At 66.7% G+C, this 24431-nt stretch carries 22 protein-coding genes; 10 read left to right on the top strand and 12 right to left on the bottom strand.

All coding sequences use genetic code 11. From position 1 onward, the window contains the following. Nucleotides 1-6 precede the first annotated feature (6 nt). Complete coding sequence (locus GO608_RS09050; protein ID WP_169199448.1) at nt 7-1071, bottom strand: RNA methyltransferase; 1065 nt, start codon at nt 1069-1071, stop codon at nt 7-9. A gap of 361 nt (nt 1072-1432) precedes the next feature. Between GO608_RS09050 and GO608_RS09045 the strand changes: the two genes are divergently transcribed. After that, a complete protein-coding gene (locus GO608_RS09045) occupies nt 1433-2026 on the top strand; it encodes a hypothetical protein (RefSeq protein WP_169199449.1) in 594 nt (197 codons plus the stop codon). Between the two features lie 224 nt (nt 2027-2250). Further along, nucleotides 2251-3192, top strand: coding sequence for an AEC family transporter (locus tag GO608_RS09040; RefSeq protein WP_169199450.1), 942 nt, complete (start codon nt 2251-2253; stop codon nt 3190-3192). A gap of 4 nt (nt 3193-3196) precedes the next feature. On the opposite strand, the gene GO608_RS09035 is transcribed toward GO608_RS09040, so the two are convergent. Continuing rightward, nucleotides 3197-4087, bottom strand: a complete 891-nt coding sequence (locus tag GO608_RS09035) for a LysR substrate-binding domain-containing protein (RefSeq protein WP_169199451.1) — start codon at nt 4085-4087, stop codon at nt 3197-3199. Between the two features lie 107 nt (nt 4088-4194). Between GO608_RS09035 and GO608_RS09030 the strand changes: the two genes are divergently transcribed. Beyond that, the gene (locus GO608_RS09030) at nt 4195-5454 is read left to right on the top strand and encodes an MFS transporter (RefSeq protein ID WP_247002966.1); all 1260 of its coding nucleotides are present in this window, start codon (nt 4195-4197) and stop codon (nt 5452-5454) included. Between the two features lie 161 nt (nt 5455-5615). After that, entirely contained in the window at nt 5616-6107 is a 492-nt protein-coding gene (locus GO608_RS09025) for a polyhydroxyalkanoate granule-associated phasin (RefSeq protein ID WP_169199452.1), read from the top strand. A gap of 96 nt (nt 6108-6203) precedes the next feature. On the opposite strand, the gene GO608_RS09020 is transcribed toward GO608_RS09025, so the two are convergent. Both GO608_RS09020 and GO608_RS09015 read right to left on the bottom strand, forming a co-directional pair. Continuing rightward, nucleotides 6204-6842 (bottom strand): MlaC/ttg2D family ABC transporter substrate-binding protein, encoded by a 639-nt coding sequence (locus tag GO608_RS09020; protein WP_169199481.1) that lies wholly within the window; start codon nt 6840-6842, stop codon nt 6204-6206. 114 nt (nt 6843-6956) lie between these two features. Then, nucleotides 6957-7331 (bottom strand): EF-hand domain-containing protein, encoded by a 375-nt coding sequence (locus GO608_RS09015; protein ID WP_169199453.1) that lies wholly within the window; start codon nt 7329-7331, stop codon nt 6957-6959. A 566-nt stretch (nt 7332-7897) separates the two neighbouring features. Between GO608_RS09015 and GO608_RS09010 the strand changes: the two genes are divergently transcribed. From GO608_RS09010 to GO608_RS08995, 4 genes are all read left to right on the top strand, one after another. Next, nucleotides 7898-13378 (top strand): alpha/beta fold hydrolase, encoded by a 5481-nt coding sequence (locus GO608_RS09010; RefSeq protein ID WP_169199454.1) that lies wholly within the window; start codon nt 7898-7900, stop codon nt 13376-13378. A gap of 133 nt (nt 13379-13511) precedes the next feature. Then, nucleotides 13512-15506 (top strand): AsmA family protein, encoded by a 1995-nt coding sequence (locus GO608_RS09005; protein ID WP_169199455.1) that lies wholly within the window; start codon nt 13512-13514, stop codon nt 15504-15506. 75 nt (nt 15507-15581) lie between these two features. Beyond that, nucleotides 15582-15722, top strand: coding sequence for a DUF3096 domain-containing protein (locus tag GO608_RS09000; protein WP_082308070.1), 141 nt, complete (start codon nt 15582-15584; stop codon nt 15720-15722). 178 nt (nt 15723-15900) lie between these two features. Next, on the top strand, nt 15901-16365 hold the full coding sequence (locus GO608_RS08995; protein WP_169199456.1) for a phasin family protein: 465 nt from the start codon (nt 15901-15903) through the stop codon (nt 16363-16365). A 102-nt stretch (nt 16366-16467) separates the two neighbouring features. Here GO608_RS08995 and GO608_RS08990 read toward each other — a convergent pair whose 3' ends face one another. The 6 genes from GO608_RS08990 to GO608_RS08965 all read right to left on the bottom strand — a co-directional run bounded on the left by GO608_RS08990 (nt 16468) and on the right by GO608_RS08965 (nt 20863). Next, nucleotides 16468-16671 carry a CsbD family protein gene (locus GO608_RS08990; RefSeq protein WP_169199457.1) on the bottom strand — a complete coding sequence of 68 codons (204 nt, stop codon included), beginning with the start codon at nt 16669-16671 and terminating at the stop codon, nt 16468-16470. A gap of 132 nt (nt 16672-16803) precedes the next feature. Next, a complete protein-coding gene (locus tag GO608_RS08985) occupies nt 16804-17961 on the bottom strand; it encodes a methyltransferase (protein ID WP_169199458.1) in 1158 nt (385 codons plus the stop codon). A 209-nt stretch (nt 17962-18170) separates the two neighbouring features. After that, nucleotides 18171-18749, bottom strand: a complete 579-nt coding sequence (locus tag GO608_RS08980) for a YceI family protein (RefSeq protein WP_169199459.1) — start codon at nt 18747-18749, stop codon at nt 18171-18173. Nucleotides 18750-18801: 52 nt separating this feature from the next. Continuing rightward, entirely contained in the window at nt 18802-19392 is a 591-nt protein-coding gene (locus GO608_RS08975) for a YceI family protein (RefSeq protein ID WP_169199460.1), read from the bottom strand. An 11-nt stretch (nt 19393-19403) separates the two neighbouring features. After that, nucleotides 19404-19949, bottom strand: a complete 546-nt coding sequence (locus GO608_RS08970) for a cytochrome b (protein WP_169199461.1) — start codon at nt 19947-19949, stop codon at nt 19404-19406. 38 nt (nt 19950-19987) lie between these two features. Next, nucleotides 19988-20863, bottom strand: coding sequence for an NAD(P)H-binding protein (locus GO608_RS08965; RefSeq protein ID WP_169199462.1), 876 nt, complete (start codon nt 20861-20863; stop codon nt 19988-19990). Between the two features lie 105 nt (nt 20864-20968). Between GO608_RS08965 and GO608_RS08960 the strand changes: the two genes are divergently transcribed. Then, complete coding sequence (locus GO608_RS08960; protein ID WP_169199463.1) at nt 20969-21889, top strand: LysR family transcriptional regulator; 921 nt, start codon at nt 20969-20971, stop codon at nt 21887-21889. 42 nt (nt 21890-21931) lie between these two features. On the opposite strand, the gene GO608_RS08955 is transcribed toward GO608_RS08960, so the two are convergent. Together GO608_RS08955 and GO608_RS08950 are read right to left on the bottom strand one after the other, a co-directional pair. After that, nucleotides 21932-22645, bottom strand: a complete 714-nt coding sequence (locus tag GO608_RS08955) for an ABC transporter ATP-binding protein (protein ID WP_211159484.1) — start codon at nt 22643-22645, stop codon at nt 21932-21934. 5 nt (nt 22646-22650) lie between these two features. Further along, complete coding sequence (locus tag GO608_RS08950; RefSeq protein ID WP_169199482.1) at nt 22651-23355, bottom strand: ABC transporter permease; 705 nt, start codon at nt 23353-23355, stop codon at nt 22651-22653. Nucleotides 23356-23662: 307 nt separating this feature from the next. On the opposite strand from GO608_RS08950, the gene GO608_RS08945 reads away from it, so the two are divergent. Next, nucleotides 23663-24358: a DUF502 domain-containing protein gene (locus GO608_RS08945; RefSeq protein WP_169199465.1), complete on the top strand. Its 696-nt coding sequence runs from the start codon at nt 23663-23665 to the stop codon at nt 24356-24358. Nucleotides 24359-24431 lie beyond the last annotated feature (73 nt).

The raw sequence follows: 24431 nt of genomic DNA, 5'->3' as shown, positions 1-24431 counted from the left end.
TTCGGATCAGGCCTGCCCGCAGCGCGCAAGGACCACCCCATCGGCGGTGGCTTCTGCCAGCTGCCCGATCTCACCCGGGGCGATCGCCCGGGCGCGCAACTGGCCGCAGCCGCCGTCCACATCCTGCCCCGCCGAATGGCGCAGCTTCGTCAGGATTCCGCGCCGGTGCAGATGGCGCGCCATTGCCGCCGCATGCTCCCACGAAGGACGGGCGAAACCCGTGCCGGCGACGCTGTTGTACGGGATGAAGTTCATCACCGCGTACTTGCCGGTGAGGAGCCGGACGATGCCGTCGAGCTCCTCGTCGTCGTCGTTGACCCCTGCAAGCAATGTCCATTGATACTGGATCGGATATCCGGTCGCGCGGGCGTAGGTTTCGCCTAGCTCGACGAGTTCGGCCGGATCGATGCGCGGCGCGCGTGGCATGAGCTTCGCCCGCAACGCGGCGCGGGTCGTATGCAGCGACAGCGCGAGCGCCGGCTTGACCTTCCCCTGCGGCAGCCGCTCGAACACGCGCCGGTCGCCGACGGTCGAGAAAACCAGGTTCTTGTGTCCGATCCCGCCTTCGGTGCCGAGCAGCGCGATCGCCTCGAGCACGTTGTCGAGATTGTGGGCGGGCTCGCCCATGCCCATGAACACGACTTTGCGGACGACCCTGCGCGAACGGGCGAGCACCACCTGTGCGACGATCTCGGCGCTGCCGAGCTGGCGCAGCAGGCCGTCGCGGCCAGTCATGCAGAAAGCGCACCCGACGGCACAGCCGACCTGCGTCGACACGCACAGGCCGTCGCGCGGCAACAGCACGCTCTCGACGGTCTGGCCGTCGGCCAGTTCGACCAGCAGGCGCGCGCCATCCTCGCCCGGATGTTCAGAGCGCACTTGCGCAAGCGCGGCGAGTTCCACGGCCAGTGCGGGCAGTCCGGCGCGCAGCGGCGCAGGGAAAAAATCCTCGGACCGGCATCGGCCGCCGTCGAGCGGGAGTGCCTGCGTCCAGGCGCGCAACACGCGCTCTTCGTGGCAGGGTTTGGCGCCGCTCCCACGCAGGCGCTGCCGGATATCGTCGATACGCATCAAATGCGCGAATGCTAGCATCGCCGGCGCAGCTCGCCTATTAACCCGGCACCTAAATACCGTTCGGACTGAGCCCTTCGGCCTTGCTCGGGAGGGCCTGTCGAAGCCCTGGCAGTGCCCTTCGACAAACTCAGGGCGAACGGTTGTATTTGATCGGGTTAATAGCCGCGCTTCGGGACAGCAAGGTACCCGTTTTCCCACGATGCCAGCTACACCGGGTGCGGTATCGGCAACCTCCCCGATCCTGCTCATAATCTCCTTGGCCAGTCGCTCTTTGACGACTATTAATCAGTATTAGCGGGTCGAGGCGCAGCCGGTGGTGCACCGATACCCGAATCGACGCAAGATGAGGAGACCAGACATGAAGAATTTCCCGACAGAACAGCTTCGGACCGAAAACATGGAGTGCGAATTCGTTCCACCGCTCGATCTGCCGGAAACCTGGGGGCTCGCGTGGGAACGCCAGTTGAACGCGGTGCTCGCCTGGCAGGCCGCAAATGCGGACAACAGCGCGGAAGCGAGCCCGCTGACGAATGCAACGGCGAGCGCCGGGGCGGCGACGTTCCGGCAGGTGGACGGCACGCCGTGCGCACCAACGATGCGGACGATCACCAGGATGACGACGCTGCTCGATTCGCTGCGGGAGCGGACGGTGCAGATGCAGAGCGAGGCTGCGAACGTCGCGATCGCCGAGGTGTCTCGTTCCCGCGCTCCGGCGTCGGACCACGAGGGGAACGATCAGGCATTGCGCCCGCTCGACGCGGAAAACGCGCAGCGAATCACCGAACTCATCCGCTCGTGGTTCGAAATGACCGCCGCTGTGCAGACCGAAATGGGGTTGCTGGCTGGCTTCGGTGCGACCGGCGCGCAGAACGACGCGGCCACACCGGTGGTATTCGAGCGTCGCACCCAGGCTCGCGTGATCGACTTCCCCGACCGCCGTCGCGCGGCGTAACGATCCCGGCAGGTGAACGCCCGCTGCAGGGAATGGACCTTGCAGCGCGGTGTTTATCTGCCTCTGTTTTTTCCCTCGCTCTCCCCTTCTCTCCGCTCATCCCGCTCGCCGCAGCACTCCCGCGTCCCTGCTGCGCCGCGCCCTGAGACTCTGCAGTCCGGTGTTATCCTCGCCCGCTCGCCTGGCAATCCGTTCCGGATACGGCCTGCGCCTGGATTTCATTCATGCTGCAAGTATTCACGATCACCGGCCCGGTCTTCATCGTCATCGCCCTCGGGTTCGCCGCCGTGCGCTGGGGGTTTTTCGCGAAGTCCGACACGCGCATCCTCGGCAAATTCGCGATCAACATCGCCCTGCCGGCAATGCTGTTCAAGGCGCTGACCGAACGGCCGTTCGCGGAAATCCTCGACACCCGTTACCTGCTGGCCTACGCGCTGGGCTCGCTCGCGACCTTTGCGATCGGCGTTGCGGCCACGCGCTTTTTTCGTCACAAGAGCCTGCAGCTGAGCGCCGTGCACGGGATGGGGATGTCGCTGTCGAACAGCGCCTTCATCGGCTATCCGATCGTTCTGCAGTTGCTCGGGCCGCCCGCGGCGATCGCGCTCGCGCTGTGCTTTCTCGTCGAGAATCTGCTGATCCTGCCTCTCGCGCTGGCGCTCGCGGAGAGCGGCGACGGCAACGGTGAAAGCGCTCTCGAGGTCTTGTCGAACACGTTTCTGCGCCTCGGGCGCAATCCGCTGATCCTCGCGATCGCTGCCGGGTTCGCGTGCGCGATGCTCGAACTGCGGCCGCCCGGGCCGGCGCTGCGGGCGATCGACCTGCTCGCGCTGGCGTCGGCCGGCATCGCGCTGTTCGTCATCGGCGGCACGCTGGTCGGGTTGAAAATCAAGGGTATGCGCGGCGACATCGCGTATATCGTCGCCGGGAAGCTGCTGCTCCATCCGCTCGCAGTGTTCGCCGCAGTCATGCTCGTTCCGCCCGCCGACCGCGCGCTGCAGATCGCCGCGGTGACGTTCGCATGCATGCCGATGCTGAGCATCTATCCGATCCTGGCGCAGAAATACGGCCGCGAAGACCTGTGCGCCGCGGCGTTGATGGCCGCGACGGTCAGTGCGTTCTTCACGATCAGTGCAGTGATCTGGGTGCTGCAGGCCGGCACGGCCTGACCGCCTATCCGGCGACCTCTTTCAGCACCTCGAGGAATCCCGCCAGCAACGGATTCGGGGCGCCTTCACGCGTGGCAATGGCGAGCGAAAAATGCGCTCCCTCGTCGCGGATCGCCAGGTAGCGCACGCGTGGCAGCCGCACGCACTCCAGCGGCGCCGGCAGCAGCGCGGTGCCGAGACCCGCGGCGACCAGTCCGATCTGCGTCGTCGCCTCGCGCGCCGTCTGCACGATGCGCGGCACGAACCCGGCGCTGCGGCACAGGCGATCGAGGACGAACGGCAGGCCCGAACCGACATCGGGCGGAAACGCGATGAAGCCGTCGTCGCGAAATTCCGCAAGCGACACTTCCCCCCGGTCGGCCTGCGGATGCGCGGCATGGACGACGAGCCGCAACGGGTCACGCCCGATTTCGCGTGCCCGGATGCCGGCGGGCACTTCGAGGCCGCCGTGCCGCACGAATCCGACGTCCAGAACGCCGTGCAGGATCGCACCGAACTGCTCCGCCGTGAACATCTCATGCAGCTGCAGACCGACTTTCGGATATCGCTGCCGATAGGTGTATAGCGTGTCGGCCAGTGTCGACGTATACGGCAGCGAAGACGCAAATCCGACTTTCAGTTCCCCGGCCTCGCCACGTCCGGCCCGCCTTGCCTCCTCGACCGCTTCGCGCGACTGGGCGAGGATTTCCCGCGCGTGGTCGAGAAAGCGCCGCCCCGCTTCGGTGAGCGCGACGTGCCGCCGGCTGCGATCGAACAGCGGCGTGCCGATTTCCGTTTCCAGATCGCGAATCTGCATCGACAGCGGCGGCTGCCCGATATGCAGCCGCGCAGCCGCGCGCGTGAAGTTGAGCTCTTCGGCGACGGTGACGAAATAACGAAGATGGCGCAATTCCATGATCTGTTTTTTATATCGATAAGGCCAGAACAATATATTGGACTCGTTGCATCACGACCGCCTAGCATTCGTCTCGAGGAACAGCGCATTTGCCCGAGGAGACGACCATGCCCAGCCGTTGCGACACTGCCGACGCGATCGGCGAGGACGAGCGCATCGAAGCGGGCAGCAGCGCGTTCCGCAAAGCGAACCTCGCGATGTTCGTCGGCGGCTTTGCGACGTTCGCGATGCTCTACGCGACTCAGCCGATCCTGCCGCGCCTGGCCACCGATTTCGCAGTCGCGCCGACCACTGCCAGCCTGTCCGTCGCTGCGGGAACGGCCGCGCTCGCGGCGATGCTGATCCCGGCGAGCGTGCTGTCGGACCGTTACGGGCGCGAGCGGGTGATGAAGGCAGCGCTGGTGCTCGGCGCGATCGTCGCGCTCGCGGCTGCGTTCGCTGCGGATTTCACGCAACTGCTGGTGCTGCGCGTGCTGCTCGGCGCAGTGCTCGCCGGCCTGCCGGCGGCGGCGATGGCCTATCTCGGCGAAGAGGTCGCTCCGGGCGCGCAAGGTCGTGCGATGGGCCTCTATATCGCCGGCAATGCGCTCGGTGGCATGAGCGGGCGTTTTCTCGTCGCCGTGCTGACGGACTGGAGTTCCTGGCGGCTCGCCCTGGGGGCCCTCGGCTTCATCGGTGTCATCTCCGCCGCGCTGTTCTGGTACGCGCTGCCGCGCTCGCGCCATTTTGCGCCGCGCGCCGCCGGGCTCGGCAACGTGCTCGCCGACGTCGCGGCGCTGCTCGGCGACCGAGGCATGCGCAGCCTCTTCGCGATCGCGTTCCTGATGATGGGCGCGTTCACGAGCCTCTATAACTACCTCGGCTTCCGCCTTCAGCTCGCACCGTTCTCCCTCGGCCAGAGCGCGATCGGCGGCGTGTTCATGCTCTACCTCGTCGGCACCGCCTCGTCGGCATGGACCGGCCGGCTCGTCGACCGGGTCGGCCGGCGCACGGTGCTATGGGCGATGATTCTCGCCAGCGGCTGTGGCCTCGCGCTGACGCTGTCGGGGGCCCTGCCCGCGGTCATTGCCGGCGTCGCGGTGTTCACGTTCGGCTATTTCGGCGCGCATACGGCGGCAAGCGGGTGGGTCGGCCGGCGCGCCCACGACCGCCGCGCCCTCGCAGCGGCCCTGTACCTGTGCAGCTACTATCTCGGGGCAAGCCTGCTCGGCACGCTCTCGGGGCTGGCGTGGGAGCGCGCGGCTTGGCCGGGTGTCGTCGCGGCGCTCGCGCTGGCGATGTCGATTGCGCTGGGAGCGGCGTGGTGGTTGCGAAAGCTGGAGCCGCTCGCCACGCCTTCCGCAACCGTGCTCAACCCCGCATCCTAGTCTTTGCTCAAGCTGCGCGACGACTTCGTGTCGCGTCGAAAACTCGACGGGCACGCGTCGTAACACGTTCCGCCCCCGTTTCTTGTTACTCTCGACCTTCACCACGCTCGCGGGGCTGTGTTCCCGCAACTCCGTCTCATTGAATGGAAGAAAACATCACCATGACTCAAGCTCGACCCCGTGGCCTGTCCGCCGATCCGATGCTCCAATGGACCAACCTCGCCGTCAGGACGATCGAGATGATGATGGCATCCACCCAGGTGATCGCTCACCGCACGACGCGGATGGCCGGCGCGGGTTTTGCGCCCAGTGCGAGTGACCAGGAGGAATTCGCGCTGATGGGGCAGGAAAAATTCGAGGCGGCCACCGAATCGGCGCAAGCGATGACGATGCACCTGATGAAACTCAACCAGCGGCTGTGGGAACAGACGTCCGCCCGCATGATCGAGGGCGCCACTGCAATGCTGTCGCTGGCTGGCAGCCAGACGCTGGGCCAGTCGGTCGAACGACAGGCCGATCTCTTCAATCTGGTTTCGGAATCGGCGCAGAGCATGTCGAAGCTCGCCGGCTCGGGCGTGACGCTCGCGCATCGCGGACTCCGCCCGATCCATGCCAAGGCGACAGCCAACGCGAAGCGTCTCGGGGGGCTGTAACGCTCCGCCAACAGGTGGATGACTGAGGGTGAAAAACCCGGGCGACGGTCTCCTGCTCGGTAGCGAACTTCGGCCGTCACCCGTCGGCACCGTGGATCAGCTCTTCCGGCCGGCGGTAGGGGAAGGTGCCTGCGGGTTGCGGTTCTTCTCCTGCAGCGACTTCAGCAACCCTTCGATACCGCCGCTACTGACCTCGTTGTTGAAGCCGCTGCGGTAATTCGTGACGAGACTGACTCCGGCGACAGTTACGTCGATTACTTTCCACTCGCCTCCCTTGTCGACGAGCCGATAGTCGAGATCGATCGGCTGCCCCCCGGGCTTGTTGATCTGGCTCTGCACCAACACTTCCTTCGCGTCCGGCCCTTTGCGCATGGGCTTGAAAGTGACCGTCTCGTCGCGGTACTCGGTCAGCGCGTTCGCATAAGTGCGCACCAGCAGCGTGCGGAATTCCTCAGTAAGCTGCCTACGCTGCTCCTCGTTCGCCTGCGCCCAGTGGCGCCCGACGGCGAGCGCAGTCATGCGCGGAAAATCGAAGTGTGGCGCGATGCGAGTCTCGATCAACTCGGCGGCGCGCGTGCTGTCTCCAGAGCGTATCTGCTTGTCCTCGCTGAGGATCGTCAACACCTCTTCAGTGACGTCCTTGACCAGAGCATCCGGCGCCTTTTGCTGCGCGGCGACCAGCAGCGACGCAAGCAACAGCAGAACAGCAAGCAGCGAACGCGCGAACATCGGCATCATGAACTCCTTGGCATGCCTCCCGAAGCACCGGATGTCGATCCGGCACGCCGGGAGCCTTCGAGCGGAGGACGACATGACAGCTACGTCCGTCGTCCCGTGAAGGGCATTTCGTCACGGCGTCTTCTTGTTGCCGGCGTTCCACTCGTTCATCGACAGCTTGCCATCCTGGTCGGTGTCGAGCTGGTCGAAGCGCGCCGTCAGATCGGCCGAGCGCTGTGCCTCGGCCTTGGTCACCTGACCGTCCCTGTCACGGTCCAGTTCCATGAACATCGTCGCGTCTGCGTCCTTCGCGGTATCGCTACCCATCCGTTCGCCCGGCGAAGCCGGAGTCGCCGGTGTCGCCGGGGTCGCAGGCGTGGTGGCGGAAGGCGTCGTCCGGCTGGGGGACGTGCCCTGGCCACTGCCGTAGCCGCTGCCCTGGGCTGCCGCCGTCAGCGGCACAGCTGCCGCGATGATCAAGGCCGTGAGAGTGAGTTTGCGTTTCATGATGGTCTCCTGAGGGTGTCTGATTCGAGTCGGCAACCGGTGAAACTCCGGCGTTGGCGAATGAGCAAATTCGGTGCCACTCGGGGAAAACCCGCAAGGGCAAGCCTTTTGGCTGAGGCGACGTCGCGGGCAGCGCGTCCTCGGGCAGCGAATCCGTCGCCGATCCACAACAGCCGGGCAGCACCTGCGGGAGGCGCATGCGCGGCTGCGCCCCCCATCCGTTGCCAGCGCCAGCGGGGACAAGTGCCCAGCCATGACAAATGTTTTCAGCTCCGACGGCTTTGTCGCCAGTCGGCGACAACGGCAGTTCGCGCATGCATTCGGTTCGCCATCGCGGAGGGCGCAGCGAAAGGCGCCGGCCCTGGCCGATTGACAAATGCGAAGCCGGCTTCTAAACAGGAATAGTCAAAAAGAATAAGCCCCCGACCGCCGCGTCCGGGTGCGCGACGACAGCGGCGACGAACCGCGGGGGTGCGATACGTCCGGCGGGACTCTACGCCCCTCGCGACCTTCGCCCGAATCGCAGCCCGCCCGCGCGGGTGGAGCGCACTTCCGACGGAGGCCCGATGCCGAACACATTGAAACCGGGCGAAATCCTCGTCCACCTGCCGGGCGAGGCGCTTCCCGCAAACGTTGCTGCCGACGCGCTGCCGCCTGCGCTGACCGCCGGAAGCCGGGCTGCGCCAAGCGCTCCGGACCTGTTTCTCGATCGTATCGTCACGGTCGAAGCCGCGTTCAGTCTCGTCGCACCGGGCCGCGCGGGCGGACCGGAAAGCGCGGTCTCAGTCGTCGACGACCGCCTGTTCGCGCTCGAAGCGGGAGACGGCACGACGGTCATCATCCGCGCCGACAAGCTGCGCGACGATCTCGCCCGAGTGCGTCCTGCAGCGTTGCGCGCGGACGGTTCGCTCGATCTCGCTGCGCTGCACGACCCGGACGCGGCGGCGCGCGGCGTGGCTGGCTGGATTTGGTCGGGAGTGTCAGTGTTGTCGCTGCGCAGCGACGCGATCACTGCGGATGCGCTCGCGAAGGCCGGCGAATGGCTGCGCGACTGGCTCGGCGAAGCGGCGCCCGATCTCGCCCCGGCCGGTGCATCGTGGCTCGGCGCGAAAGCGCTGATGTGGGCGATCGAAAGCCGTCTGCCTGGCGAACCGGGAATCTACCACTGGCGCAATGAGGCCCCGCCCGCCGCTTCCGACCGCTGCGAGCCTGGCGACGCACGGCTCGCGAACGGCGCGGACGCGCCAATCCTGCTGTTCATCCACGGCGCCGGCTCGCACACCTTCGCCAGCTTCGGCGATTTGCGCAGCGGCAGCGCCGCCGGCGACTGGGAGGCGCTGGCGCAGCGCTTCGGCGGCCGGGTGTTCGGCTTCGAGCACCGGACGTTTTCCGAAAGTCCTATCGACAACGCGCTCGCGCTCGCGCGGGCATTGCCCGCAGGCGCCCGGCTGTCGCTCGTCACGCACTCGCGCGGCGGCCTCGTCGGCGACTTGCTTTGCCTTGCCGGCCTCACCGATGCCGCGATCGCCACTTATCGTCGCGATCGGCCGCCGAACACAAGCGAGACGGCGCAGCAAAAGCGCCTGCGCGAACTGGTCGCGGCGCGCGAACAGGATTCGCTGCGCGCGTTGCGCCAGGAACTCGCCGACAAGAACTTCCGCATCGAACGTTACGTCCGCGTCGCATGTCCGGCGCGGGGCACGTCGCTGCTGACGGACAACCTCGACGTGTTCCTGTCCGGCCTGCTGAGCCTGACGACGAAGCTCGTCGGCGCGGCGACCGGCCCGGCCGGCAGCGCGGCGCTGTCGGCTTTCACGCGCGTCGTGCTGGAGGTCGCCGCAAAGCGCATCGACCCGCGCTTTCTGCCGGGCATCGAGGCGATGCTGACCGACGCGCCGATGGCGCGGCTCCTCGCGGACGCCCAGCGCAAGCAGGGCATCGCGATGTCGATCATCAGCGGCGACATCGAAGGCGGCAGCGTGCTCAAGCGGATCGGCGTGCTGTTCACCGACTGGATGTTCTTCGACCGCGTCGACAACGATCTCGTCATCGATACCGAGTCGATGTACGCGGGGCTGGCCGCGCGCAACGACGCCCGCTACCTGTTCGACCAAGGGGCATCGGTGCATCACTTCAGCTATTTCTCGAATCGACGCACGCGAAGCGCGCTGCGCGACTGGCTGACCGCCGACGAGCCCGCGACGCTCACCGCTTTCGCGCCCCTCGTCCGACGTCATGAGCCCGATGCCGCGAGCGTCCGCACGCGTGCAGCGAGGCGCGCCGCGCCGCTCCGTGACAGCCGGCCCGTCGTGATCCTGCTGCCGGGGATCATGGGTTCGCACCTCGAGGTCCGCGACCCGGACCGGCGGCCCGGCGAAGGCGACCGGGTGTGGTTCGACTTTCTCGATCTTGCGAGCGGCGGGCTCGCAAAAATCCGTTTCGACCGGCCGGACGTGCGCGAGGAAGCGCTGTTCGACATGTTCTACGGGGCTCTCGCCGACTACCTCTCCGACAGCCACTTCGTGATCCGCTGCCCGTACGACTGGCGGCAGGCGCTGCAGGCCGACGGCGCCTCGGCCGACCATCTCGCGGCGGTGCTGAAGCAGGCCCTCGCCGAGCACCCGAACCAGCCGGTGCGCCTGCTCGCGCACAGCCTCGGCGGCCTCGTCACCCGCACGATGATCGCGAAGCACCCGCAGCTGTGGGCGCAGCTCGTGCACCGGCCCGGTGGCCGGCTGGTGATGCTCGGGACGCCGAACAACGGCTCGCACCTGATGGTCGAGGCCCTGCTCGGCAAGTCCGACCTGGTGCGCAAGCTCGCGCGGCTCGACCTGCGCCACGACATGCAGCACGTGCTCGACATCGTCGCCGGCTTCCCCGGCGCGTTGCAGCTCCTGCCGCGGCCGGGCTTCGTTGACAACGGCGCAGCCCTGCACGCCGACTATCTCGACGCCGCGGTGTGGCCGGCGCTCGCCGAGCAGAACCAAGACCGCTGGTTCGGCAACCACGTCGCCGCTCGACCGGATGCCGACACGGTGGCGCAGGCCCGCGAGCTGTGGCAGGTCACGCTCGCGACGGGCACGGCACCGCAGCCAGTCGAGCGCGTCGTCTACGTGTTCGGCAAGGCCGACAACACGCCGTGCGGACTCGTGCTCGACGGCGGCCGGCTGAAGATGGTCGGCACCCCGGAGGGCGACGGCTCGGTGAGCTGGGCGTCGGGGCGGCTCGCCGGCCTGCCGGACGGGCAATGCTGGCTCATGCCGGCCGATCACGGCAGCCTGACCGGCACCGCGGAGCACTTTCCGGCCATCGTCGAGCTGCTGCACGCCGGCACGACAAGCCGCCTCGGCCGCCTGCCGGTGTTGCGCGGCGCGGCCGCGGCGACGGTGACGTACGACGCTCCTCCGCCGGTGCTGCCGACCGAGGAGGAACTCGCGCGCAGCATCCTCGGCGGCAAGCCGAAACCTCGCCTGCCGGCGGCGAACCTGCAGTCGCTGCGTGTTTCGGTGGCGGCGATGGACCTGCGCTTCGCCCGCGACCCGGTCATCTGCGGCCACTACATCGGCGACACGATCGCCGGGGCCGAGGCCAGCATCGACCGTTACCTCGTCGACGGGGCGTTGCGCCAGCGCGAACGACTCGGCGTGTACGCCGGTGAAGTCGGCTCGAGCGCAGTCGTGCTGCAGGCCCCCAACGCCGCAGACCGGTTGCGCGGCACCGCGCGCGGCGCCGTGATCGTCGGCCTCGGGCGCTTCGGCGAAGTGACGACGCTGGACATCGCCGAGACGGTGCGCGCCGGCGTGCTGCTTTTCTTGCTGCACTCGCTGGACCCTCAGGATGGCGACGCAGCGCCCGTTGACGACGCCGGTAGCGGGTTGACGCTCGCGAGCCTGCTGATCGGTTACAACTCGACCGCGCATATCGGCATCGAGGACTCGATTGCAATGATCGTGCGCGGCGTGATCGCGGCGAACCGCCAGTTCGCCGACGCGATGCCGGGCACCCGGCTGCGTGTCACCCACCTCGAGCTGATCGAACTGTTCCTCGACACTGCGATCAGTGCGGCGCGCGCGGTACGCGAACTGCCCGAACGCATCGCCGCCGATCTGCGCCGGCTCGACGCCCGCGTCGCGCCGGCCGAAGAACTGCGCGAGGGTGAAGGCGCGCGCCCGCGCCTCGCGGTGTTCGCGCGCTTCGGCTACTGGCCGCGGCTGATGGTCACCGACGCGGATCGCAGCGACGAATCTGCGTTCGACGGCGAAGACGACATCGGGCAATTGCCAGCCCTTCCGGGCGAGGCGCCGCATCCGCCTGCCCGGCCGGTCACGTCGCGGCTCAACTACGTGTTCCTGTCCGAGCGCGCCCGCGCCGAAACCGTCGTGCAGCAACGCCAGCCCGGCCTGATCGAGGCCCTGGTGAAGAACGCGATTGGCCGCGACGAATACAGCGCGGACCTGTCGCGAACGCTGTTCCAGCTGATGATGCCGCTCGAATTCAAGGCCACGGTGCGCGACGCTGAAAAACTCGTGCTCGTCGTCGACCGCTACACCGCTAACCTGCCGTGGGAGATGCTGCAGGCGGAGGACCAGCCGCTCGCGCTAAAGACGGCGATCGTGCGCAAGTTCGCCTCGCCGCGTTACCGCCGCAACCCGATGATCCTGACGCGCAAGGTCGCGTGCGTCATCGCGAATCCCTCGACGCGCGGTTACCACGCCGCTTTCGGCGAACCGGTCGCCGCTGCGCCGCCGCGCGCCGATCACCTCCCGGACCTCCCCGGGGCGGCGGCCGAAGGGGCGGCGATCCGCGATCTGCTCGCCGAGTGCGGCTACGAAGTCACTTACGGCGAAGGACTTGAAGCGCTCGACGTGTTCGCTCGCCTTTTCCATCAGCCGTGGCGCATCCTCGTGATCGCCGCGCACGGCGTGTTCCGCGTGGTCGCACGCGACGGGCATGCGCGCAGCGGCGTCGTGCTGTCCGACGGGCTGCTGCTCACGGCAGCCGAAGTCGGCCAGATGGAAACCGTGCCGGAGCTCGTGTTCCTCAATTGCTGTCACCTCGGTGCGATGACTGTGCAACGCGAAACCGCGAACCGGCTCGCGTACAGCCTCGCGCGCGAGCTGATCGAGATCGGCGCGCGCTGCGTCGTCGTCGCCGGCTGGCAGGTCAACGACGAGGCGGCGAAAGTCTTCGCGACGACTTTCTTCGACGGCTTCGTGCGTCGCTGCCAGCCGTTCGGTCCGGCAGTGTTCTCGGCGCGTCGCAGCACGTGGGAGCGCTTTCCGCAGTACAACACCTGGGGCGCCTACCAGGCGTACGGCGACCCCGAGCATGTGCTCGAGCCGTCCGCAGTGGAGACGGAAGGATGGAGCACGGCGGCGATGGTGTCTCCGGTGGAGCTGGTAAATGCGCTCGACTGCGTCCGCGTCGCCCTCGGCCACGCGCCTCGCGATCTCGCGACGCTCGAATGCGAACTCGGTGCTTTGCTTGCACGCGGGCCGGCCGCGTGGCAGGCGCTTCCTGAAGTACAGGCGGCGCTCGGCGCGGTATATGGCGAACTCGGCGCCGAAGGATTCGAGCCGGCGCGTGCCGCATACTGCCGCGCGATCGAAGCCGAGGACGGCAGCGGGCGCGTGCCGATTCGTGCCGTCGAACAGCTCGCGAAGCTCGAGGTCCGTACCGGCGAAGCGCGCCGCGAGATCGTGCTGATCGACCGGGCGATCGCACGCCTGCGCGGCCTCATTACCCTATGCTCGGCCGACCCGACCCGACCGCAGGACGCAGGCGCCGAAGGCGCGGCTGCACGCCACGCCGAACTCGGCCGCGCGCTGATGCGCAAGGCGGCAGTGCTGGCCGCTTCCGGCGGGCGCAGGGCCGACGTCGATGCGGTGTTACGTGAGAGCCGCGACGCGCTCGCGTTGGGAGCGGACAACGTGAGCGCCGAGCGCATCGCCGACCAGAGCGCTGCCGCGGCAGCGCTTCCACGCGGATCGCCGGGCAGCAGCAAGACTCGACCGGCAAAGGCCCGACGATCGAAGAAGAAGACCTGAACGGTCGCGGCATCGCTGCGTCCGGGAATCCCGATTGCTTGCGAGCGGCATGGCCGCAACGTTGTACCTTCGCGCCTCCGCCAGGCGTGAAATGAGGTAGCAACGCGCCGGAGATCGCGGAGGCACGGGACAGATGAAAGCGGGGGGAGTACTCAAGGGCATTGGGGTGACGGTTCTCGGCCTGATCGCGCTGCTCGTGCTCGCTGCGCTGCTGTTCGACCCGAATTGGCTACGCGGCCCGATCATGAGCCAGACGACCGAGAAGACCGGCCGCGAGCTCGTGATCAACGGCGATCTGGACATCGACTGGGGCTGGCCGGTTACGCGCCTAAGCGCCGCCGGCGTCACGTTTGCGAATCCGGAGTGGGCCGAGGAACCGCAAATGTTCACTGCAGAGAACGTCAGCGTCGGGGTCAGCCTGCCGCAGTTGTTCAGGCGCGTCGTGATGCTGCCGACGATTACGCTCGACCGCGCGGATGTCTTTCTCGAACAACACCCGGACGGCCGGAAAAACTGGCTACTCGACCGGGAGCAGAAGGACGAAGGCGCGCGTGTCGGCATCGGCCGCCTCGCGCTGCACGACGGCCGCATCCGTTACGCGGATCCCGCACAGAAGACACGCATCGACGCCACGCTGTCGACGACCGGCGGCGGGGACAGCGGCGAAGGCCAGCGTGACGGCGCAGCCGGCGAGAAACCCGGAGCCGACGCCCCGGCTGGCACAGCGGCCGAAGGCGGCATCCGGTTCGATGCAAAAGGGCAATACAAGGGGCTGCCGATGAATGCACGCGGCACCGGTGGCCCGGTACTGGCGTTGCGCGACGAGGAAACGCCTTACCCGCTCGACGTGCAGGCGCGCTTCGGCGACACGGCGGTGAAAGCCGAAGGGAGCATCACCAGCCTGCTGAAATTGACCGCGATCGACCTCGACCTGGACCTTCGCGGGGCGAGCATCGCTGACTTGTATCGGCTCATCGGCATCGCGCTGCCCGAAACGCCGCCCTACCGCACTACCGGTCACCTGATCCGCAACGGCACGATGTGGCGCTACGAGAACTTTTCTGGGGCGATCGGCAAGAGCGACGTCGCGGGCACGCTGCAAGTCGCCACCGGCGGCGAACGGCCGGCGCTGCATGGCGACCTGGCGTTCAAGCTGCTCGATTTCGCCGACCTCGGCCCGCTCGTCGGGGCAAAGGAAGCGCCGGCCAAATCGGAAGACGCTGCCCCCGACGCGCCCGCCCAAGACGGCACCGTGCTGCCCGAGATCCCGTTCCGCACCGGACGGTGGGACACCGTCGATGCCGACGTCAAGCTCCGGGCCGACCGGATCCGCCGCCCCGACGCGCTGCCGATCGACAAGTTCGTGACCCGCCTGCAGATGCAGGATTCGGTGTTGACGCTCGATCCGCTCGAGTTCGGCATTGCCGGAGGGACGCTCAGCGGCACTGTCCGCATGAATGGCCAGGAAAAACCGCTCGAGGCGAAGACGAAGCTTCGGGTGCGAGGCCTCAAGCTTGCAAAGTTGTTCCCTCCGTCCGACCTCGCGAAGCCCACGCTGGGAGAACTCAATGGCCAGATTGACCTCGAGGGGCGGGGAAATTCCGTTGCCGGCATGCTCGGCACCGCGGACGGCAAAGCGACGCTGATCCTGTCCGAAGGCCAGATCAGCCGTTTCATGGTGGAAACGCTCGGGCTGCACCTGTGGGACATGCTGCAGTTGAAGCTTACCGGCGACGAACTCGTCGAGATCCGCTGCGTAATCGCCGACTTCAGCGTGACGGACGGGCTCATGAAAACGAACGCGCTCGTGCTCGACACCGACATCATGCGGATCATCGGGTCCGGTACCGTCGATCTGGGCGAGGAAAAACTCGACCTCACGCTGGAATCGGACACCAAGGTCACCACTCCCGTCGCGCTGCGCAGCCCGATTTACATCCAGGGGACTTTCGCGAATCCCGAGCCCTCCGTCGACACCGCCAAGGTTGCCGCGCGCGGGCTCGGAGCCGTCGCACTGGGCCTGATCAACCCGCTGCTCGCCCTCCTCCCGCTGATCGAAACCGGACCCGGCCTGGACAGCGACTGCGGGAAGCTCATCCGCGAAGCGAAAAACCCGCAGCGTGAATGATCCGGCAGCCACGAACGGCGGAAAAACCGGTAAAGGATTTCTACTATATTGGAACATCGCACAAGGAGTTCGAGCATGGACCTGCACCTGAGCACCGGCCCCCTGGTATCGCTGATCGCGGGGATCCTGATTCTGATCGTGCCGCGGCTGCTCAACTACATCGTCGCGATCTACCTGATTGTCATCGGTCTGATCGGGCTTTTCGGAGTACGCTGAGCCAGGCTGCAGCGCTCGAAACATCCGGTAGTGATTGAGGGATTGCATCTCGCACCCAACGGAGGAAACTGGACTCCCTCGCTGCCGCGTACACCATGGCGCGACAGACGAACGGTGACGCAAGAAGAAGTCGGCAAGGCTCCGGCGTCCGACAACGAGAATCCGGAGGAATAACACGATGCCCACGAAGCACGAGCACGAAGCGATCGGCGCGAATGTCGTCCAGGCGTTCCAGACAATTTCGACGCTTTATCTGGCGAGCGCCCAGCGCTTGGCGGAATTGAACATGAGCGCGATGCACGAAGCGATGGAAATCAGCACATCGGCGATGCAGGAAATGGCCCGTGCCAAGAATCCCCAGGATGTCCAGTTGATGGTCTTCCAGCCGCTGCTGGAGAACGCCCAGAATTACACACGCAAGGCTTGCGACATCCTCGCCAAGACTCAGCAGGAAGCTTTCAATGCGATGATTCCACAGTTCGCCGGCCGCAACCCGTTTGTTGGTGATTGGAATTCCGCCTTCGAAGCCTTCAACACCGGTATGCGTCGGTTTTCATCGCTGACTGCCGACAATCTCACCGCGGCGACCGAAGCAGCTTCGCAGGCAACTGAAGGGCGCCCTTACGGCAAGAAATCCGCGTAGACAATTACGATTCGGTTCGAAGACATTACGACAAGGCCCCGCGAGGGGCCTTTTTTGCGTCCCCCGCGGGCACGACACTCGCGCCGTGAGGAAGCTGGTGCATCAGTCCTTTTGCCGAGCTTCCCAGTCGGCGATCTGCTTCTCCGCCTCGTCCTTCGATATCCCGTAGGATTCCTGGATGCGGCCGGCCAGCTCGTCACGCCTGCCCGCAATTACATCGAGCTGATCGTCAGTGAGCTTGCCCCACTGCTGCTTGACGTTGCCTTTGAACTGCTTCCAGTTGCCTTCGACACGATCCCAGTTCATTTCGTCACTCCTTGTCGTTGGGTGAGCTCCTCGACCGGATCCGCCTGACCGACGACCTAATCGGCGAAGTGAAATCCGCAGTCACCCGTTCGTGCAGCAATCCTCGTTCCCGGGAGGCGATTCCGACCGGCCTCAACGCGCTGCGAGTCGCCACAGCGATGTCACTTCCGCTGCGCGCGCCCGGTGCAGCGCATCGGAGGCGTCAGCGGCGCGCGGATGCTGCGGGCGGGCGTCGAGACGTCCGACGACTTGCAGGCCTGCTTCGTCGATCAGCGCGAGCAGTTCGGTGCGCGAGCGCAGTCCGAGATGCTCGGCAAAATCCGACAGGATCAGCCACCCTTCCCCGCCAGGAGCGAGATGGGCGGCGAGTCCGCCGAGGAAACCGCGCAGCATGCGGCTGTCAGGGTCGTACACCGCGTGCTCGACGGGCGAGCTCGGCCGGGCAGGCACCCACGGCGGGTTGCACACGACGAGCGGCGCGCGGCCTTCGGGAAAGAGGTCGGCGCGGACGACCTCGACCTGCGCGGCGAGGCCGAGCCGGGAGAGATTTTCGGCAGCGCACGCGAGGGCGCGCGTATCCTGGTCGGTCGCGACGACATGACGAACGCCGCGGCGAGCGAGCACGGCTGCGAGCACGCCGCTGCCGGTGCCGATGTCGAACGCGAGTGTTTCGGCGCCCGCCGGCAGCGGCGCCTCCGCGACCAGCCCGACGTATTCCCCGCGCAGCGGCGAAAACACGCCGTAATGAGGGTGGATGCGCTCGCCGAGCGCCGGGATCGAAACCCCTTTCTTGCGCCATTCGTGCGCGCCGATCAGGCCGAGCAGCTCGCGCAGCGACACGACGAAAGACTCGGCCCGCGGCCCGTAGGCTTCGGCGCACGCCTGCCGGACGTCGGGGGCACGGCGCAGCGGAATGGTGTAGTCGGCATCGAACGGCAGCAGCAGCATGCCGAGCGTGCGCGCCCGCTGGGCCTGAGCCTGGCGGTGCAGATGAAACGCGTCGGTCGCGGCCACATTGCCTTCGGCAGCGGCCTTGCCCGGCTTGCCCGACCGTCCGCCCCGACGTTCGGTGCGCCGCGCCATCGCCTGCAGCAGCTGGCGCGCATTCTGAAAGTCCCCGCGCCACAGGATCGCGGTCCCCTCGCACGCCAGCCGGTACGCGGCATCCGCGCTCAGGCGATCGTCGGCGACGACGACGCGTTTCGGCGCCGGCGTTGCGCTCTCCGAACGCCACCGCGCCGAGCGCACCTTTCCGTCCTCGTTCCACACGATCGATACGTCGCCGCTCACGATGGCGATGCCCCTGCAGCGCCTGCCGATGGTCGCGGCAACGCAGGCGAGCGCGAAGCTCCCGAATTCAGATCCACCAGCTTCTCCAATAAATTCCGCGCCAGCCGTCGGGAAACGACCTCACGCCTCCCGCTCCGGAAACGCCGGGCCCAATCGACAGTGCCCCCATCGCCGGGGGCACTGCGTGCCTCGGAATGCGCAGTCCGCGCTTAGTTCTGCACCGCTTCGACCGCAATCACGAGCTTCACTTCGTCGCTGACATACGGCGCGTTCGCACCGGCGCCGAATTCCGAGCGCTTGATCATCGTCGTCGCATTCGCGCCGCAGCCGAGCTTCTTCAGCATCGGATGCGGCATGCAGTGGAACGAACTGATCTCGAGCGTCACCGGCTTTGTCACGCCCTTTATCGTCAGGTCGCCATCGACCGACGCGAGTTTGTCGCCGTCGAATTTTACGCCCGTCGACTTGAACGTGATCGTCGGGTATTTCTCGGTGTGAAAGAACTTCTCGTCCTGGATATGAGCGTCGAAAAGCTGGGAACCGGTGTCGACCGACTTCGCATCGATCGTGACCTCGACCGAACCGGTCTTCGCGGCCCGGTCCAGCACGATCGTGCCGGAAGTCTTGTTGAAACGGCTCTGCTGCGTCGAGTAGCCGAAGTGGCTGTACTCGAAGCGCGGAAACGTGTGGGAGTTATCGATGCTGAAGGTTTCGGGAGCGGCCAGCGCCGGAGCGGCGACAGCAGCGGCGAACGTGGTGGCGACGGCGAAACGGACGAGTTCGTTCATTGTTGATTCCTTTTTTGCGTTGAGTAGGTAAAAAAAAGAGTGCAGGGCGACGTTACTTCGCGGTGGCGCTGCGGGCGACTGCATGGAAACGGACATCGACGTCGTTGGCGACGACCGACGTGTCCGCCCACATGCCGTCGCCGATTGCGAATTCGAGGCGCTTGAGCGTGAAGCCACCGTCGAACGTCGCCGTATCGCCCTGGCGGGTGACGGTGACCGGCGCCGTCAGCGGCTGCGTCTTGCCTTTCAGGCTGAGATTGCCGACGACCTCAAAGCGGTTGCCGCCGAGCGGCTTGACCGCGGTGGAAACGAACGTCGCAGTGGGGTTGTCCTTGACGTTGAACCACGGCTTGCCGAGCACTTCGGAATTGGCTTCGGACGAACCGGCGTCGATGCTCGCGAGGTCAAGTTCGAGCCGGACGCTCGATTTTGCGGGCGCCGCGGCGTCGAACACGAGATCGGTCCTGACCTTGCCGAAATGCCCTTCGATCGGCACGTTCATCTGCTTGAAGACGAAATCGACCCGGGTCTTGTCCGCCTGGACGTGGTTGAACACCTGTTCCAGCCCAGCAGCGAGGGCGCCACTGGCGAGCGGCAGCGCGATGGCGAGCAGTGCGGCGTTGAATGACAGCGGTGCATTCATTTTGATTTTCCTTAGCGGACCCGTTCGAGTACCGGCAGCATGCGGGACAGGGTTCTGTCCCGGTCGATGAAATGGTGCTTGAGCGCGGCGGCGATGTGCAGCCCGACCAGCCCCAGCAGCGTGTAGTTGAGGATTTCGTGGGCAGCCATGAACAGCTCCCCCAGTTCCTTGTTCTTGCCGACGAGGTCGGGCAACGGCAGCACGCCGAGAAAGACGACCGGAAAGCCTTTCGCCGAACTCATCAGCCAGCCCGTCACCGGCACCGCGATCATCAGCGCATACAGCAGCAGGTGCGTCGCCACGGCGGTTTTCTGTTGCCACGTCGGCGCAGGCAAGGGCGCGGGCGGCGTGTGCGCGAGGCGCACGACGAGGCGCGGCAAAATCAGCAGCAGCACTGCCACGCCGAGCCACTTGTGATACGAAACGAGCTGCAGCTTCAATGGCGACAGGGGCAGGTCGTGCATATAGACGCCGAGCGGGAACGCGGCGAGCATCAGCGCGGCCATCAGCCAGTGCGCGGCGCGGGCGGCTACGGTGTAATGGGGCCAGGAAGGCATCGGGTTTTCTCCTTTTGCGTGCTGGGGAGCGTCGCGTGCTACGCGCGGGGCGCGCGGAAGAATTCGGCGACGAGGCAATCGATCGATTTCGGCGGGTGGCCGACGAGCGCGGCGAAGTCGTTGGTCGTGCGGGCAACGCGGTTCCCGGCGATCGACGCGTACAGGGGCGCGAGCACGCGAGCAGTGGCCGCGGGCATGTCCCCGGCTTCGAACGACTCGACAGGGGCACCCGAAAGCACCGCTTCGTAGCGCAGCGTCTTGCCGACCGCGGCAGCGACTCGGGCGGCGAGGTCACGATAATCATGGGCGGTCTGCCCGGTCAGTTCATACGTCTGTTTCTCCAACCGCGGCGCGACAGCGGCGGCGGCAATCGCCTCGGCCAGTTCGTTGCGTGACAGGTAGCTCACCTTGCCGTCGCCTGCCGGGAGCCGCAGCGCCCCGGTTCGCAGCGCAGCGGCGAATTTCATCGGCAGGAAATCGCCATAAAGGCCGCTGCGCAGCACGGTGCAGGCGAGGCCGGACGCGGCGAGATCGGCTTCGGCCGCGGCATGCATCCGGGCGAAGGCCGACGGCGACTTCGCATCCGCGTCGAGAAAGCTCGTGTAGCAGACCCGCCGCACGCCCGCGGCCGCGGCAGCCTCGATGGCATTGCAATGGCGGGCGATGCAAGCGTCTTCCGGCCCGGCCGTGGACACCAGCACCAGGCATTCGACGCCGGCGAACGCGGCGGACAGGGTTTCACGGCGGTCGAAATTCCCGTGCCGCACTTCGATGCCGCGCGCCGCAACGTCGACGCGTGCCGGGTCCCGCACGCTGACGGCGAGTTTTCCGGCGCCCCCTTCGGGAAGCCGGACCGAGAGCCACTGGACGATTCGCCGTCCCAACTGCCCGCTCGCCCCTGTCACCAGAATCACCCTGCCGTCCTCTCATGTCGCGAGTTTCAAGCGGCATACTTTAGGCGATTGATTAGTATCGAAACAGGCGCTATTTTCAAATTCTTTGTTGCGATCAGGAAAACAATGGACCGTCTGCAGGCAATGGATGTCTTCGTTCGGGTCGCCGAAGCTGGCAGCTTCACCGCCGTCGCCGATTACCTCAACGTCGCCCGCTCGGCGATCACGCGGCAGATCGCCGGGCTGGAGGCGCACCTCGGCACGAAGCTCCTCGCCCGCAGCACGCGGCGCCTGAGCCTCACGTCGTCGGGCGCCGCGTACCTGGAAAAATGCCGCGAGATCCTGGCGATGGTCGAAGCCGCCGAAGGCGATCTCGCCGGCGAGAAGCGCGCGCCGCGCGGGCCGATCCGCATCAGCGTGCCGATGAGCTTCGGCATTCGCCACCTCGTGCCACTGATTTCCGACTTCATCACGACTTACCCCGAAGTCACCGTCGATCTCGAATTCACCGACCGGCGCGTCAACCTGATCGAAGGCGGGCTGGACTTCACGGTGCGCATCTCGCAGCACATCGACCCGACGCTCGTCATCCGCCGCCTGAGCACCAGCGAGCTCACAGTTGTCGCCGCGCCTGCGTACCTCGACCGCCACGGGCGTCCGCAGCACCCGGACGAGTTGCTCGGGCAACACTGCCTGACTTACACGCTCGCGCCATCGTCCGGCTGGAGTTTCCGCATCGACGGCGAACAGCGCACCGTTCCAGTCAAGGGACGCCTGCAGATGAACAACGGCGACGCGCTGCTCGAAGCGGCAATCCGCGGCCTCGGCATCACCAACCAGCCGACTTTCCTCAGCGCGCAAGCGGTTCAGGCGGGTCTGCTCGAGGAAGTGCTGGCGGACTATTCGGCCACCGAACTGCAGATCTATGCGGTCTTCCCCGGCAGCCGCTACGTGCCGCATCGGGTGCGCGTGCTCGTCGATTACCTCGCGGAACGGTTCGGGCCGACGCCGTACTGGACTCGCGCAGTGCCGCGCGTCAGCGCCTGAACGACCGCAACCGGCAGGGAACGCCAGGCCGCACTGCGCGGTTCAGAAATTCATCCGCCACGGCAGTTCGCCCTGGATGAACAGGCGCGCCTCTTCGGACGCGGGCTTCGCAAAGAATCGCTGCACCGGCGCGTGCTCGCGCACCCGCCCGGCGCTCATGAAGACGACGTCGTCGCCGAGGCGCGTCGCCTGGCCGAGATTGTGCGTCGCCATCAGGATGCGCGTGCCGTCGGTGCGGATCTCGCGCACGATGCGCTCGACTTCGGCCGTCGCCGACGGGTCGAGGCTCGCGGTGGGTTCGTCGAGCAGCAGCAGGCGCGGCGCAGTGACCCACGCGCGGGCGAGCGCGAGGCGCTGCTTCTCGCCGCCCGACAGATAGCGCGCGCTGTCGGCCTCGCGTCCGCCGAGCCCGACGCGCGCGAGCACTGCCGCGGCGCGGCGATGGCGTTCGCCGCGCCCGATGCCATGCGGCTTCAACGCGAGCGCGACGTTTTCCAGCACCGAGGCGCGCAGCATCATCGGGTGCTGGAAGACCATCGTCACGCCGAACTTTGGCCGCACCGTCCCGCCCCAGTCGATCGTCCCGCCGCTCGGCTCGATCAGGCCGCACAGCGTGCGCAGCAGCACGCTTTTTCCCGCGCCGTTCGGCCCAAGCACCAGCGTGATGCCATCGCCGGCGAGTTCCAGATCAACGCCGTCGAGCACTGCCCGGCCGTTCGGCTGGAAACGCAGGTCGCGGATGCGCAGCGGGAACATCGCGCTCATCCGTACCGCCGCATCGCCCAGCCGCGCATCGCGAACGCGAACGCGTTGAGCGCCAGGATCACGACGACGAGCACGACGCCGAGCGCGATCGCGAGCGGCAGGTCGCCTTTGCTCGTCTCGAGCGCGATCGTCGTCGTCATCACGCGCGTCGCGCGGTCGATGTTGCCGCCGACGATCATCACTGCGCCGACTTCGCTCATCCCCCGCCCCAGTCCCGCCAGCACCGCGACGACCAGCGAATGGCGGCAGTCGTACAGCAGCGTCGTGACGCTCTGCCACCACGAGAACCGCATCACGCGCAGTTCCTCGGCGCAGCGCTGCCAAGCGTCCTCGATGACCTGGCGCGTGATCGCCGCCATCAGCGGAATGACCAGCAGGCTTTGCGCGAACACCATCGCGGCCGGCGTGTACAGCAGGCCGTAATCACCGAGCGGGCCGGAGCGCGACAGCAGCAGATAGACGATGACACCCACCACGACCGACGGCGCGCCCATCAGCCCGTTCATCAGCACCGACAGCGTGTGCTTGCCGGGGAAATTGCCGATCGCGAGGCACGCCCCCAGCGGCAGCCCGAACAGCATGCCGATCAGCACCGCGCCGCCACTGACGCGCAGCGACAGCACGACGATCTCCGCGACGCGGTCGTCGAACGTGGCGAGCAGTGAAAACGCTTCGGAGAAGGTCGCGGCAAACAGGGACATCGGCGGGAGGATAGCGGAACGGCGGCGTTTCGACATCGCCCGGGCCTTTCTCACGGGGCCGTGACGAATATCTTCCTTCCCAAAGCAATCGGAACGCGGGCGACGATACAATATCGAAGCTGGCAACGACGAATCGAACCGGCTGCTGGCGGGCAGGCGCAGTGTCCGGGGCGCCGCTCGGGCGGCACGCAAAGTGGGAGGACAGGCAGATTCACTCGACAACGATCGACGCTCACCCCCGCGCGGCGGCGGCGGCCGCATTGATGCCGCAGGCCGGGGGGAACCCGAACGCGCCTGGCGCGACGCGATGACCGCGGAGGACCCGACTTTTCCGCATCCCGGACGCGCGAGCCGTCATTTCGGCCGGCGCGTGCTGATCGGATTCTTCACCGTCGCGCCGCTGTGGGTAACCTGGCTCGTGTTCGACTTCCTCCTCGGCATCCTCGCCGCGATGGGAACGCCGCTGCTGCGCGCGTCCGCACGGCTCGTCGAGCCGATGTCGGACACCCTTGCCGCGTGGCTGCTCGACTCCGACTTCCAGAAGCTCGTCGCAGTGCTGCTGACGCTCGCGAGCCTCTATGCGATCGGCGTCATGGCCTCGCTCGTGATCGGACGCAAGCTGCTCGACGCCGCCGAAGCGATGGTCGCGCGCCTGCCGCTCGTGCAAACGATCTACGGCGGCACGAAGCGTTTCCTGCAAACGCTGCAGAAGCCGCCGGTCAAGGGTCAGCGCGTCGTTCTGATCAGCTTTCCGACACCGGAGATGAAGACGATAGGCTTCGTGACGAAGGTGATGCGCGACACGACGAGCGGCGCGGAGCTCGCGGCAGTCTACGTGCCGACGGCACCGAACCCGACTTCGGGCTATATAGAAATCGTCCCCCTCGCCAACGTCGTGCAGACGGACTGGACGATGGAAGAGGCGATGACTTTCGTCATGACCGGCGGCACGACCGCTCCCGACCGGATCCGCTTCAACAATCCGCCTCCGGCAGGCAGCTGAACGGCAATTCGAACGACGCCGAATCCCGAAGCGCAAGACCCTCGTCCCCTCGTCGCCAATCGATGGCTGCGCT

The sequence above is a fragment of the Aromatoleum buckelii genome (assembly GCF_012910785.2).
GTDB lineage: Bacteria > Pseudomonadota > Gammaproteobacteria > Burkholderiales > Rhodocyclaceae > Aromatoleum > Aromatoleum buckelii.
The sequence above is the reverse complement of the archived record's forward strand: the minus strand, read 5'-3'. Positions and strand labels throughout refer to the sequence as shown.